Origin of the sequence: Cupriavidus sp. SHE, assembly GCF_000812445.1 — a bacterium.
GTDB classification, from domain to species: Bacteria; Pseudomonadota; Gammaproteobacteria; order Burkholderiales; family Burkholderiaceae; genus Cupriavidus; species Cupriavidus metallidurans.
This window is the reverse complement of record NZ_JWMB01000022.1, coordinates 19,950-33,015: the sequence shown is the minus strand read 5'-3', so window position 1 is coordinate 33,015 and position 13,066 is coordinate 19,950. Positions and strand designations below refer to the sequence as shown.

Here is a 13,066-nt window from a genome sequence, read left to right as displayed (position 1 = left end):
CAAAAGACACCAAGGAGACTGCCATGCGAACCAGCGACACCAAGGACACCGAGGACACCAAGAACGCCGAGGACACCAGAGCCTGGCCCTTCACCCTCCACCGCTGCACGCCGACGATCGGCGCCGAGGTCAGCGGCGTGGACCTGGGCAACCTCGATGACACCACCTACCGCGCGCTGCGACAGGCGTTGCTCGAACACAAGGTGCTGTTCTTCCGCGATCAGGACATCACCCCCGCCCAGCATGTTGCCGCCGCGCGGCGCTTCGGCGAACTGGAGGTCCACCCGATGATCGGCCACCATCCCGATCATCCGGAGCTGGTGGTGTTCGGGCGCGGCGGCGACAAGCGCGGCCGGGAGAACCTGTATCACTCCGACGTGTCGTGGCGAGAACTCCCATCGATGGGTTCGATGCTGCGTTGCGTGGAGTGTCCCGAGATCGGGGGCGACACCATCTGGGTCAACATGGCAGCCGCCTACGCGGCCTTGCCGGAGGACGTGAAGACGCGCATCGCCGAACTCCGGGCTGTGCACGACGCCATGCCCACCTTCGGCCAGAGCATGGATGGCGAGCGCTACGACGAAATGCGTGCCAAGTATCCGCCGATGGTTCATCCGGTCGTGCGTACCCACCCGGAAACGGGCGAGAAGATCCTTTACGTCAACGAGGGCTTCACCACTCATTTCGCCAATTACGCGCGGATGCAGCCGTACCGCATCGGCTCGGATTTCCGCATGGCGGAGATGGACCTGATGCAGTACCTGTTCCGGCAGGCCGCCGCGCCCGAGTACCAGGTGCGGCTGCGCTGGCGCGCCAACACGGTGGCGCTCTGGGACAACCGGTCCACCCAGCACTACGCCGTGCAGGACTACTTTCCGGCCGTGCGCCACATGAACCGGGCGACGATCATCGGCGACCGTCCGGCGTAGACCCCATTACCGACACACACGGCGCCACGGTACTGACCCTGATAGGGCAATCCCGCCCATTCGATTTGGCGGGTTCTCGCATTCCGGATGTCCGCTACCTTGGCGACAAGGGATCCACCGCACATCCGGAACACAGAAAGGAGACACGCAATGTTTATCAAACGACTGCTCGTCGCGGGCATCATGGCCTGGAGCGCGGCCAGCCCGGCGCAGACCTATCCGTCGCGGCCCATCACTTTCGTGGTGCCGGGTCCGCCCGGCGGCGCAACCGACGTCATGGCCCGCGCGCTGGCCGAAGACATGGGCAAGCGTCTGGGACAGACCATCATCGTCGACAACAAGCCCGGTGGCGGTGGCGTGATCGCGGTGCAGGCCGTCACACGCGCCGCGCCCGACGGCTACACCCTGCTGCTCACGCATTCGACGCCGCTGATCAACACGCCCTACCTGTACGCGAATGTCCCGTACAACGTGCGCCGCGACCTGGCCTTTATCTCCGAGCTGTGCGTCGGCAAGCTCGTGCTGGCCGTGGGCCGCGACGTGCCAGTCAAGACCGTGCCCGAGTTTCTGGACTGGGCGGCAAAGAACAAGGGCAAGGTCAGCTTCGGGTCGTATGGAGTGGGCAGCTTTCCCCATCTGGTGGGCGCGCATCTGAACCAGACCCGTCACCTGGACATGATCCACGTGGCCTACAAGGGTGAGGCCCCGATGGTGCAGGACATGCTTGCCGGCAATATCGCCTGGGCCATCGGCTCGGTCACCACACTCGGGCCGCAGATCAAGAGCGGTCGCCTGCGCGCGCTGGCCGTCATGGGCGATAACCGCATCAAGGAAATGCCCGACGTGCCGACCATGACCGAGGCCGGCATGAAGGACCAGGAGATGCGTCCGCCGGCATGGATCGGCCTGTTCGCGCGCTCGGGCACGCCGGCCGCCATCCTGTCGCGCGTCGAGGCAGAGGCGCGCGCGTCGATCCAGTCCCCCGCCATGCGCGCGCGGCTCGACTCGCTGGCGCTGGAACCGGTCGGCAACAGCCCCGAGGAATTCCGCCGCTCGTTCGAAACGTCGGAGCCCATCATGGCCCGCCTGATCAAGAGCAGCGGGGCGACGGCGGAGTAATCACGGCGGAGTCATCACGACCGCGTCCGGCGGACCCGGAAAACAAAAACGGACGGCGCCAAATATGGCGACCGTCCGTTTCTGCGTGATGCGTTGGTAGGCTCGATTGGACTCGAACCAACGACCCCCACCATGTCAAGGTGGTGCTCTAACCAGCTGAGCTACGAGCCTGTTGAAGGGAGCGCATTGTATAGACACTGCCACTCTTGCGCAAGCATTTCCTTCGACCGATATTGAAATCGGCGATCGGCCCGCGCGATCGGCTGCGGCAACCGCCCCTGCAACGGCTCCTGCAACGGCTCAATCCGGCGCCGACAGCGGTCCAACGCTCAAGCCAGCTTCTCCTTCAGGAACGCCACCATATACGGTGTGGCGGCGGCCGCGACAGTCGCCGCCGTGCCGGGGTCGAGCCCCATTTTCTCGCCGAGCGATTCGGCCACGCGGCCGGTCAGGATGCCTTCACCTCCCTCGGTCAGCGACTTGAAGAATCCATCGCCATGCACCAGTCCCGCCGCGAACGCCGCGAAGAAACTCTTGCCTGCGTGATCGCCCAGGAGGCCACCACCCTGCTCTTCAACGTGGGCGTGAGCGGTCTCCGCGACCTGCCCGAGCATCTGCTGAGCATCGGCCGGATTGACCCCCTGATCGGCCAGCGCCTGGGCCGCCTGGGTGCCGTGATCGGAAGCCAGGAATTCAGAAACGAGTTGCTGCATATCCATGAAACGCTCTCCTTCGAATAGCCACCACGGCGCCGGGCAGAGGCGCGCGGCGGACCCGCCGGCGCAGCCCGTGGTGGATTCAGCATAGTGCGCAACGCGTGTGTCCGGAGAACGTCGGCGCGGACAAATTCGGAGTACAGTCCCCGACAGGCTCCGGCCACGCGGGCAGATACCGAGCCTGAAGGAGGGATGTCATGGATGACACTGGTAACGACAGGGCCGTCACCGTCACGGTGCAGGACAACGGGCCCTACCGCATCAAGGGGCCGATCACCATCGTGACCCCCGCCGGCGTACCGTTCACGTTCGAGGGGGATCAGGTCTGGCTATGTCGCTGTGGCCATTCCGAGAACAAGCCGTTCTGCGATGGTTCGCACAAGCGCGGGGGATTCGCGAGCGTGCCCCAACCGAAAGCCTGAGACACGAAGACCCTGAGACGCGGAGACCCTGAGACCCTGAGACCTGGTGTACCGGCGACTTCACATCGGCCCGGGGAGCGTCTTCAGTCCGACCCACAGCACGCAGATGACGACGTTGATGGGCACGCTCAGCACGCCCGGCACGTAGAAGAACGCCGACAGCACTGGCGCGCTCAGCATTAGCTCGATCGAACCGCCGAGCAGGCAGAACAGCGCACCACACCAGACCCAGCGGCGCAGATAGGTCAGCAGCCAGTGCGCGTGCGCCTGGTTGAAGCGCCACGCGGCCGAGCGCTCGCGCAGATCGCCTCGACTGGCGTCCTTGAACAGCCAGTCGAAGAAAAAGTACCGGTATAGCAGGGTGCGAAAAGCAAGCTCTTGCATGGTTTGCTCGGGACGTGCCAGCGCCGTGACCATGAGCTTACCCCTGCCAGATCCTCGGTCGCCGGTCTTCCCCGGACTTTTTTCCTGGACGTTCATGGTGATGCGCAATCCATGGCAATTCGTCCATGAATTGAAAACAATCCGTCCGGATGGTATCTTCCGGGTCCATGAGTGAAGCCCACCGCCGCCCCAAACAACCGCTCCTGATACGCGACCGCCTGCTCTCCGCCACCATCGACCTGCTGGTCGAGGAAGGCATCGGCGCCGTCACCCTTAACTCTGTCGCCACGCGCGCGGGTGTATCGAAGGGTGGCCTTCAGCATCACTTCTCAAGCAAGGAGGAACTGCTGGAAGCCCTGTCTGCCAAGGTGCTCCAGCATTTCACCGGCCAGGTTGCCACGCTGGCCGAATCCGATACCGATGCCCAGGGACGCAATACACGAGCCTATCTGCGTGCCTCCGCCGATGGCTTCGCCGAATCCGGCGAACGCGAGCTGTGGAAGGCCGCGATGATGCTCATCATGGCGCGTCCCGAGTTCCGCACGCCCTACCAGGAATGGGAATCCGGCAGCCTGAATACGGATCTCGCGCAATGCGAGGACCCCATCGGCCTGCTCCTGTGCCGGCTGGCGGCTGACGGGCTCTGGCTGGCCGATCTTCTCGGCCATCGCGCCATCCCCCCGGCTCAACGGGCCGAGCTGGTTCGCCGGCTCGAGCAATTGACGCACTGCCGTCCTCAACAAGCATGACCAGAAAAACAATCCCCGCATCGGAACTCGATGCTGCGATCGTCCGCGCGCGCGACGCATTGCTGGACCGCCAGCACCCCGACGGCCACTGGTGTTTCGAACTCGAATGCGATGCCACCATCACGGCCGAGTACATCCTGATGATGCACTTCGTCGACGAGATCGACACCGCGCTGCAGGCCCGCATGGCGAAGTACCTGCGCGCGGTGCAACGGCTCGACGGCCATGGCGCATGGGACCTCTACTTCGGCGGCGATCTCGATATCTCCTGCAGCGTCAAAGCCTACTTCGCGTTGAAGGCGGCGGGCGATCCGCCGGATGCGCCGCATATGGTCAGGGCGCGCGAAGCCATCCTGGCGCGCGGCGGCGCGGCGAAGTCGAACGTGTTCACGCGCATCCTGCTGGCGACCTTCGGCGAGATCCCTTGGCGCGGCACGCCGTTCATGCCGGTGGAATTCGTGCTGTTTCCGCGCTGGGCGCCGATCCACATGGACAAGGTGGCCTACTGGGCGCGTACCACGATGGTGCCGCTGCTGGTGCTGTGCTCGATACGCGCCGCCGCGAAGAATCCGCTTGGCGTGCACGTGCAGGAACTGTTCGTCACGCCGCCCGAACTGGAGCGCGAATACTTCCCGCGCAAGCGTGGACTGCAGCAAGCGTTCCTGGTCGCGGACCGCGTGGTTCGCCATCTCGAACCGCTGATTCCGCGTGCATTGCGCCGCCGCGCCATCCAGCGCGCGGTGGAATGGTCCGAAGCCCGCATGAACGGTGAAGACGGCTTCGGCGGCATCTTCCCGCCGATGGTGTACAGCTACGAAATGATGGTGCTGCTCGGCTACCCGGAGGATCATCCTTTGCGGGTGGAGTGCAAGGCCGCGCTGAAGAAGCTCGTGGTCCATCGCGACGATGGTTCGTCGTATTGCCAGCCCTGCCTGTCGCCGGTGTGGGACACAGCCTGGAGCGTGATGGCGCTTGAGCAGGCACCGCCCGACGCACGCACCGAAACCGCCATCGCCCGCGCCTATGACTGGCTCACTGATCGTCAGGTGCTGGACCTGCGCGGCGACTGGGAAAACAATGCTGCGCCCAACACGCCGCCTGGCGGCTGGGCATTTCAGTACGAGAACCCGTACTACCCGGACATTGACGATTCGGCCGTCGTGCTGGCGATGCTTCACGCGCGGGGCAAGCGCACCGGCCAGCCCGGGCGCTACGAGATGCCCGTGGCGCGTTGTCTGGACTGGATCATCGGCCTGCAGTCGCGCAACGGCGGCTTTGGCGCGTTCGATGCGAACTGCGATCGCGACTTTCTCAATGCGATCCCGTTCGCCGATCACGGCGCTCTGCTCGATCCGCCAACCGAGGACGTCTCCGGCCGCGTGCTGCTGGCACTTGGCATCACTGAACGTCCGCAGGACGCTACGGCACGCGAGCGCTGCATCCAGTACCTGCGCGACACGCAGCAGCCCGATGGCAGCTGGTGGGGACGCTGGGGCACCAACTACATCTACGGCACCTGGAGCGTGCTGGCGGGCCTGGGGCTCGCCGGTGTCGATCGCAAGCTGCCGATGGTGCGCAATGGCCTGCAATGGCTGCGCGGCAAGCAGAACACCGACGGCGGCTGGGGCGAGACGAACGACAGCTATGCCCGCCCGGAACTGGCCGGCAAGCACGAAGACGGCAGCATGGCCGAGCAAACGGCGTGGGCCATGCTCGGACAGATGGCGGTCGGCGAAGGCGACGCGGATTCGGTACATCGTGGCGCCGCGTATCTGCTCGATGCGCAGAACGAGGATGGCTTCTGGATGCACCCGTATCACAACGCACCGGGCTTCCCGCGCATCTTCCACCTGAAGTACCACGGGTACACCGCGTACTTCCCGCTGTGGGCGCTTGGCCGATACCGGCGGCTCGCGGCCGCGCGCGCATCGGCTATGCAAAAGACGAAAGCCGAATCCACCGAATCCGCCGAGTCCATGACGGTGCACTGACCGGGAAAGCACGCTAGGCGGCGCGGGCTGGAAAGTGCTACTGTCGCCCCATCCCCCGCTCCCGCCAGCCAGGCATGTCAGAACGCCCGACGTATGAGGTACCCGCCGCAACGCCGGGCGCCACACCGAACACGCAGTGGCTGCGCGTAGCGCCCGCGCTGTTCCTGCTGCTCTGGTCCGGCGGATTCGTCTTTCTGAAGCTCGGCCTGCGCCACGCCGACCCGCTGACCTTTCTGGCCTTGCGCTATGCCTGCGTGGTCGGGCTGCTGATCATCCCCTGCCTCTGGATCCGCCCCGCGTTCCCGTCGGGCATCAAGCCCTGGCTGCATCTGGGCATGGTGGGCCTGCTGATTCAGGCCGGCTATTTCTCGTTCACCTATCTGAGTCTCAAGCACGGCATGTCGGCCGGCGCGGTTGCGCTCGTCACGTCACAGCAACCGATCCTGATCGGGCTGCTCGCGCCAGCCATCGCCGGCGAACGCGTGGACCGGGTGCGATGGCTTGGGCTGGCACTTGGCGTGACCGGCGCGGCCATCGTCATCACATCCCGTTCATCCATCGACGTGGCCACTCCTGCCGGGCTGATGTTCGCCTTGCTCGCGCTGTTGGCGATGACGGGTGGCACGCTGTGGGAAAAGCGCTTCGGCACGACCGTGCATCCGGTGGCGTCGAATCTCGTGCAGTACGCCGTCGGGCTAGCCATCACCGCGCCACTGGCCTATGCGCTCGAACCGATGCATGTGGCATGGACGCCGGCGCTGTTCGGCTCGCTGGCCTACCTGGTGATTGGCAATTCGATCATCGCCATTTCGCTGCTGCTGACGATGATCCGGCACGGCGAGGCCTCGCGGGTATCGGCGCTGTTCTTCCTCGTGCCACCGATGACGGCGGTGATCGCCTTCGCGGTGCTTGGCGAGTCGATTCCGCTCGCCGCATGGCCGGGGATGGCAATGGCCGCAATCGGGCTCTATCTGGTAATGGGCAGGCGGGGTGGATAGACCCGACGATGCCCGTCAGTGCGGGCCAGCCGCGTATCGTCCGCGCAGTGCCTTGATGACGCGCCGCTCCGCCAGCACCACGACGTAGTCCAGAATCCGCGCATCGGACGATAGTGAGCACCATGCGTCCCAGAATTCCCGCTCGACCAGTTTCCTGGGTGCGCCATAAAGCTCCGCAATCCGGTCGATCGCGTGTTCGCCCGATGCCGGGCGACGCATCGAACCGCCTCCCGACGCAGAGGGAATTGCAGGGCTTGAACGATCTGGCTCGGTTCCAGGTGCGAGATACATGGCAGGGCCTTCACGGTGAGGAGTTTGTCGAGTGTAGTCGCTACGGCAGGCATTCCAAGTACAGCCAACGTACTGCATATGGCCTAGTACCCTTGATAGTCCCCCACGTCGATTGCCCCTTGATTCGACGCAAGGAGTGGTCGTATTTTGCTTTCCTGCGGTGGGTATCCTGCGTCACCGTTAGTCTTTGGGCCAATAGAGATCGCCCCAGTCACACGCTAAGGTGTAAAACGCTAACCACGGGAGAACCGCATGAGATATCTGGCAAGCCTGATCATGATTTCCGCGACACTTTGCACTGCCCCGGCCTGGGCGCAGTCGGCCTCCGGGGCGGCGGCGCAGGGCAGCAATGACGCCATCGTCAAGATGCGCGGAGAGGTTAACGCGGCACGCAAGGAATACAACCGGAAGGTTGCCGAAGCGAAGAAGGTCTACAACGAGGCCAAGGCGGCTGCGGCCAAGGAGCGCGATGCGGCGATCTCGGCTGCTCACGCTGCTGCCGGCCAGAAGTAACTACGTGCGCGCCCAGGCGCGCGAAGTCCCGCCAGACCCGGTTGCCGGGCCACCTTGCCAACCCAAGGTGGTCCGGCAATCGCACTTTCATGCCCAGTGGCCGTTCGCGCCACGACTCTTCTCCCCTTGCCCCCAAGATTGCGCTGCTGGCGCCGCCAGATCACGCGCTGGCTTCTATCATGCAGTTGTGGATGTGGCCTTGAACGCCGCATTGCTATCGTCGGCGCCGGCGCGGGAGGAATGCGTGCATGGACCTGCTGGAAGTTCATCACCTGTCCAAGTCTTTCGGCGACCGGCCGGTCCTCGACGATATCGGCTTCAATGTCGGATCGGGGCAATTCTTCACGCTCGTGGGGCCTTCGGGATGCGGCAAGACCACCCTGCTTCGGCTGCTAGGCGGTTTCTCCGAGCCCGATAGCGGCGAGGTGCTGTTTGACGGCAAGAGCCTTCAGGGCGTGCCACCCGAGCATCGCCCCATGCACACGGTTTTCCAGAGCTACGCGCTTTTCCCGCACATGACCGTGGCCGCCAATATCGCTTTTCCGCTGCGGATGCAGAAGTTGCGGCGCCACGACATCGACGGGCGCCTGGGCAGCCTGATCGAAAACGTCCGTCTGCAAGGCTTCGAACGCTACTACCCGCACGAGCTTTCCGGCGGACAGCGTCAACGCGTGGCTATCGCCAGAGCACTGGCCGCGCGTCCCCGGCTGCTCCTGCTCGACGAGCCGCTGTCCGCGCTCGATGCGGCGCTGCAAACCCAGATGCTTCATGAGTTGATCGCGTTGCAGCAGCAACTGGGCGTGGCGTTCATCTACGTCACGCACGATCAGACCCACGCACTGGCGCTCTCGCAACGCATCGCGGTGATGCATGAAGGCCACATCGTCCAGCTCGACACACCCGAAGCGATCTACCGCGCACCGGCCACGACATTCGTGGCTGGATTCATCGGGTCCTGCAATCTGCTGGATGCCACCGTCGCGGAATCGAGTGCGGCGCGCCTGCGTGTGCGCATCGCCGGTGTGGGCGAGCGTGACATGCCCGCGGGGCAAGCGCTGGCCATCGGCAGCCGCGGCACGGTCGCCATCCGGCCCGAGGAAATCCAGTTGCGGCCACGTGGCGCATCGCCGGGCGGCAACGCCAGCGCGCCGATGCTCGAAGGCGCCGTCGTCGACCGGCTGTACCAGGGCGATGTCACGCTATACACGGTCGAGCTTGCCAGCGGACACCGGCTGCAAACGATGGTCGCCAACGCGGGGCCGGTGACCGACGGGCAGTTCACGCGGGGCGATCGGGTCGAGCTCGACTGGCCCGGCAACGCCGGCGTGTTTCTAAGCCGGTGAGGCGAAGAGACAGCCATGATCACGCGCGCGGATCGGCTGGCCCGCTGGCTTGTCTGTGGCATCCCCATCGCCTTCCTGCTCGTCTTCTTCGGCATTCCTTCGGCCATCATGATCGTGGCGGCATTCCGGACACCGGCGGAGTCCGGCGGATTGCTGCCGCTGATTCCACCTGACCAAGGCCTGACCACCACCGCGGCCCTCGCCGTGCTCAGGCACTGGCCGGATCTATTCACGCTCGACAACCTCCGCGAGTTGATCCAGGAACCGCTCTATGCCGGGCTGTTTCTCAAATCAGCCGGCTATGCCGCGCTAACCACCGCGATCTGCCTGGTGGCTGCCTACCCGCTGGCTTGGTGGATCGCCCGCAGCGACAGGCGACGGCGCGACCTGCTGCTGATCCTTGTGATCCTGCCGTTCTGGTCGAACTTCCTGATCCGGATCTACGCGTGGATGATCATCCTGAGTCCACGCGGATACCTGATGCATGGCGTCAACAGTCTCATCGGCTGGATGGGCTTCGCCCCGGTCGAAGCGCTCTACACACCCGCTGCCGTCATCCTCGTGCTGGTCTACGTGCACCTGCCGTTCTTCATCCTGCCGCTCTATGCCAGCCTGGAAAAGCAGGACCCCCTGCTGCTCGATGCCGCGCGCGACCTGGGCGCGAATGGCTGGCATTGCTTCTGGCAGGTGATCTGGCCGCTTTCGCTGCCGGGCGTCTACGCGGGCATCGCGCTCGTCTTCACGCCGTGTCTGGGGATCTTTGCCGTGCCTGAACTGGTGGGCGGCACGCGATCGATCCTGATCGGCAACCTGATCAAGCAGCAGTTCCTCGATAGCCGAGACTGGCCACTGGGGTCGGCGCTATCGCTGGCGCTGGTGGGCATCGTGCTGGCGTTGATCGGACTGGCGACGCTGGCGGCACGCGTGAAGGGCACAGCGCGTGCCGCCTCGCAGCGGGGTACGCAGAAGTCCGCCCATCGTTCAGCGCAACCCGCGTCGGCCGCCGTGGCCACTGGCAGGAGATCGTCATGAATCGCCCCCGATGGCCTGTGTGGGTGGCCTGCCTGGGCTGCGCGGTCTATGCGTTCCTGTACCTGCCGCTGCTGATCGTCGTGGCCTACTCGTTCAATGACTCGCGCCTGAACGCGGAATGGGACGGCTTCACGCTGCACTGGTATGACGTGCTGGCAAATGATCCGGACATGCTCGGTGCGGCGTGGAACTCGTTGATGATCGGCGCGATCGCGGCAGGCACGTCATGCGTGCTCGGCACGCTCGCCGCCATCGCGCTGCACCGCTACCGGCCGCCATTGCTGGCTACGCTGGTGCTCGCGCCGATCGCGATGCCCGAGGTATTGATGGGGGTGTCGCTGCTGCTGTTCTTTGTTGCCGTGAATATCGATCTCGGCCTGACAGCCGTGGCGCTGTCGCATATCACGTTCTGCGTGGGCTTTGTTGCCGTGGTGGTGCGTGCCCGGCTCGAAGGGCTCGACGAGAGCCTGATCGACGCCGCCCGCGATCTCGGCGCCTCGCCGCTTCAGGCCGGGTGGCATGTCATGCTGCCGCTGATGCTGCCGGGCGTCCTCGCGGGCGCGTTGCTGGCCTTCACCCTGTCGATGGACGACTTTGTCGTGACCTTCTTCACGGCGGGACCCGGCCAACCGACACTGCCGCTGCAGATCTACTCGATGATCCGGATCGCGGTCACGCCGGAAGTGAATGCGATCTCGTCCATCCTCATGATGCTGACACTGGCCGTGTCGCTCACGGCCTATCGCGTTTCGCGCGACGTCTGGAGGGCGCAACTATGAGTCATCGCATTTGGGCGAAGGTGCGCCATCTGCTGGTGGGCCTGACGCTGACGGGGTGCTTCGGTCTGGCCATGGCCACGGAAGATCTGAACGTATTCACCTGGAACAACGCGCTGTCGCCCGAGACGATCGCCCGATTCGAGTCCGAATGCGCCTGTCACGTGAACCTGACGTACTTCGGTTCGATGGAGGAAGCGCTGGCCAAGCTCGCGGGCGGCGCGCAAGGGTTCGACGTGATATGTCCGAGCAACTACGGCATTCCGGCGCTGATCCGCCTGGGGCTGCTCCGGCCGCTGGACAAGCACGCCATCCCGAATCTTCGCAATATCGACCCGGCGTTCCTGAACACGCCGCTTGACCCTGGCAACGTCTATTCCCTGCCCTACGATTTCACGATCACGCTGGTCGGCTACAACGCCACGCGCCTGCACGCTCTGGGGCTCGATGCGTCGTCATGGTCGCTGGTCTTCGACCCGCACATGCTGGAGAAGCTGCGGGGCCGTGTCACCGTGCTGGACGACCCCCGCGAAGTCATCGCGGCCGCGTTGCGCTACAAGGGCCACTCCGGTAACTCGACAGACCCTGCGCAACTGCGCGAAGCCGAGGCGGCCATCCGCGCCGCGCTGCCCTACTGGGCGGCGTTCAACAGCCAGAGCTATATCCGCGAGCTTACGGTCGGCAATATCTGGGTGGTGCTCGGCTATTCGAGCGATGTCTATCAGGCCGGGCTGGACGCGCGCAACACCCACCGGGCTTTCTCGATCACCTCGTCGCTGCAACGCGAGGGCAATGGCATGACCGCCGACAGTTTCGTGGTCACTAAGACGGCGCCGCATCCCGCACTGGCATACAGGTTCATCAACTTCATGTTGCGCCCTGAAAATGCCGCTGAGATCACTAATGCCATCGGCGCGGGCAATCCGAATGCCGCGGCGCGCGCGTTCATCCGGCCAGACCTGCTGGCCGACCCGGTCATCACGCCGGGCGCCGCGCAGCGGCAGCGGCTCGAACAGTTGAACGACCTCGACAGCGGCACGCGGCGGGCGTGGAATCGCGCGTGGACCGACCTCAAGGTCGGCCACTAGCGATTCGATCGGGCAAGGATGGGGATGGGGAATTACGCGGAAGTGGTGCTTTGGCCGGCGGCCACTTCCTCGGCCAGCGGAATGTCGCCACGCACCACCAATACGGGAACGGAAGCGTGGCGCACCAGGGTTTCGGCCACGCTGCCAAGCACGACGCGCTGCAGCCCGCTCTTGCCGTGGGTGCCGATGACCACCAGGTCAGGCTTGCTGTCCTGGATGTCATGGATCAGCCGGTTCGCAACGTCGCCGAGCGTGGACTTGTCGTCGAGCAGCCGCTCGGTGAACTTGATGCCGGCGCGCTCGGCGTGGTGCCGGGCCTTGACGAGCAGCGCATTGCCGGCCGCCACGCGATGCTGGTGCTCCTCCTCCAGTTCACCGCCATGCGCGCGCACCCTAAGGAAACCGTAGTCGATGACATGGATGATCTCGAGATTTGAACCGGTGGCGCGGGCCAGCCGGACGGCTTCGTCCAGCGCGCGGGACGAGCAGTGGCTATCGTCGATCGGGACCATGATGTTGCGATACATGTGGGGCTCCTTTTGGAATGGCAGTCCCCGCCGGGATGGCGGAGATTCTCACACGTCACTCTAAGCGGGGAGGTTGTTGTTGCTTTGATGTAGCGCAAACTCGCTCCAGTCTTAAATCTAGCCGACTCCGGGAACCTGCGCTTGCGGCACTGCAGCCACCCAGCCAGTCGCATCGACCGGACATTCGG

At 64.7% G+C, this 13,066-nt stretch carries 15 protein-coding genes and 1 tRNA gene; 11 read left to right on the top strand and 5 right to left on the bottom strand.

The genetic code is table 11. The annotated features are described in order from the left end of the window. The first annotated feature begins 23 nt into the window (after positions 1 to 23). Together RN01_RS12595 and RN01_RS12590 are read left to right on the top strand one after the other, a co-directional pair. Positions 24 to 929, top strand: coding sequence for a TauD/TfdA family dioxygenase (locus RN01_RS12595; protein ID WP_017513450.1), 906 nt, complete (start codon positions 24 to 26; stop codon positions 927 to 929). Between the two features lie 150 nt (positions 930 to 1,079). Continuing rightward, complete coding sequence (locus RN01_RS12590) at positions 1,080 to 2,048, top strand: tripartite tricarboxylate transporter substrate binding protein (RefSeq protein ID WP_017513451.1); 969 nt, start codon at positions 1,080 to 1,082, stop codon at positions 2,046 to 2,048. A gap of 94 nt (positions 2,049 to 2,142) precedes the next feature. Here RN01_RS12590 and RN01_RS12585 read toward each other — a convergent pair. Continuing rightward, positions 2,143 to 2,219: transfer RNA gene (locus tag RN01_RS12585), tRNA-Val, on the bottom strand. 158 nt (positions 2,220 to 2,377) lie between these two features. Further along, on the bottom strand, positions 2,378 to 2,767 hold the full coding sequence (locus tag RN01_RS12580) for a hypothetical protein (protein WP_017513452.1): 390 nt from the start codon (positions 2,765 to 2,767) through the stop codon (positions 2,378 to 2,380). A 194-nt stretch (positions 2,768 to 2,961) separates the two neighbouring features. Between RN01_RS12580 and RN01_RS12575 the strand changes: the two genes are divergently transcribed. Then, positions 2,962 to 3,186, top strand: coding sequence for a CDGSH iron-sulfur domain-containing protein (locus tag RN01_RS12575; RefSeq protein ID WP_017513453.1), 225 nt, complete (start codon positions 2,962 to 2,964; stop codon positions 3,184 to 3,186). A gap of 60 nt (positions 3,187 to 3,246) precedes the next feature. Here RN01_RS12575 and RN01_RS12570 read toward each other — a convergent pair whose 3' ends face one another. Then, the gene (locus tag RN01_RS12570; protein WP_024570806.1) at positions 3,247 to 3,570 is read right to left on the bottom strand and encodes a hypothetical protein; all 324 of its coding nucleotides are present in this window, start codon (positions 3,568 to 3,570) and stop codon (positions 3,247 to 3,249) included. Between the two features lie 167 nt (positions 3,571 to 3,737). On the opposite strand from RN01_RS12570, the gene RN01_RS12565 reads away from it, so the two are divergent. The 3 genes from RN01_RS12565 to RN01_RS12555 all read left to right on the top strand — a co-directional run bounded on the left by RN01_RS12565 (position 3,738) and on the right by RN01_RS12555 (position 7,308). Continuing rightward, the gene (locus RN01_RS12565; protein ID WP_024570807.1) at positions 3,738 to 4,319 is read left to right on the top strand and encodes a TetR/AcrR family transcriptional regulator; all 582 of its coding nucleotides are present in this window, start codon (positions 3,738 to 3,740) and stop codon (positions 4,317 to 4,319) included. Next, the gene (gene shc, locus RN01_RS12560) at positions 4,316 to 6,310 is read left to right on the top strand and encodes a squalene--hopene cyclase (protein ID WP_017513314.1); all 1,995 of its coding nucleotides are present in this window, start codon (positions 4,316 to 4,318) and stop codon (positions 6,308 to 6,310) included. Before RN01_RS12565 ends, shc begins: the two co-directional genes overlap by 4 nt. Before the next feature lie 74 nt (positions 6,311 to 6,384). Next, on the top strand, positions 6,385 to 7,308 hold the full coding sequence (locus tag RN01_RS12555) for a DMT family transporter (protein WP_017513313.1): 924 nt from the start codon (positions 6,385 to 6,387) through the stop codon (positions 7,306 to 7,308). A gap of 15 nt (positions 7,309 to 7,323) precedes the next feature. On the opposite strand, the gene RN01_RS12550 is transcribed toward RN01_RS12555, so the two are convergent. Beyond that, entirely contained in the window at positions 7,324 to 7,527 is a 204-nt protein-coding gene (locus RN01_RS12550) for a DUF3562 domain-containing protein (RefSeq protein WP_008651536.1), read from the bottom strand. Between the two features lie 324 nt (positions 7,528 to 7,851). Between RN01_RS12550 and RN01_RS12545 the strand changes: the two genes are divergently transcribed. The 5 genes from RN01_RS12545 (at position 7,852) to RN01_RS12525 (ending at position 12,351) form a co-directional block, all read left to right on the top strand. Beyond that, complete coding sequence (locus tag RN01_RS12545; protein ID WP_008651534.1) at positions 7,852 to 8,112, top strand: hypothetical protein; 261 nt, start codon at positions 7,852 to 7,854, stop codon at positions 8,110 to 8,112. A gap of 248 nt (positions 8,113 to 8,360) precedes the next feature. Further along, complete coding sequence (locus tag RN01_RS12540; RefSeq protein WP_017513312.1) at positions 8,361 to 9,455, top strand: ABC transporter ATP-binding protein; 1,095 nt, start codon at positions 8,361 to 8,363, stop codon at positions 9,453 to 9,455. A gap of 15 nt (positions 9,456 to 9,470) precedes the next feature. Beyond that, entirely contained in the window at positions 9,471 to 10,487 is a 1,017-nt protein-coding gene (locus RN01_RS12535) for an ABC transporter permease (RefSeq protein WP_017513311.1), read from the top strand. After that, on the top strand, positions 10,484 to 11,266 hold the full coding sequence (locus tag RN01_RS12530) for an ABC transporter permease (protein ID WP_017513310.1): 783 nt from the start codon (positions 10,484 to 10,486) through the stop codon (positions 11,264 to 11,266). The genes RN01_RS12535 and RN01_RS12530 overlap by 4 nt, the downstream gene beginning before the upstream one ends. Then, positions 11,263 to 12,351: a PotD/PotF family extracellular solute-binding protein gene (locus RN01_RS12525; protein ID WP_008651527.1), complete on the top strand. Its 1,089-nt coding sequence runs from the start codon at positions 11,263 to 11,265 to the stop codon at positions 12,349 to 12,351. Before RN01_RS12530 ends, RN01_RS12525 begins: the two co-directional genes overlap by 4 nt. A gap of 32 nt (positions 12,352 to 12,383) precedes the next feature. Here RN01_RS12525 and RN01_RS12520 read toward each other — a convergent pair whose 3' ends face one another. Beyond that, positions 12,384 to 12,878 carry a universal stress protein gene (locus tag RN01_RS12520; RefSeq protein ID WP_011518877.1) on the bottom strand — a complete coding sequence of 165 codons (495 nt, stop codon included), beginning with the start codon at positions 12,876 to 12,878 and terminating at the stop codon, positions 12,384 to 12,386. Positions 12,879 to 13,066 lie beyond the last annotated feature (188 nt).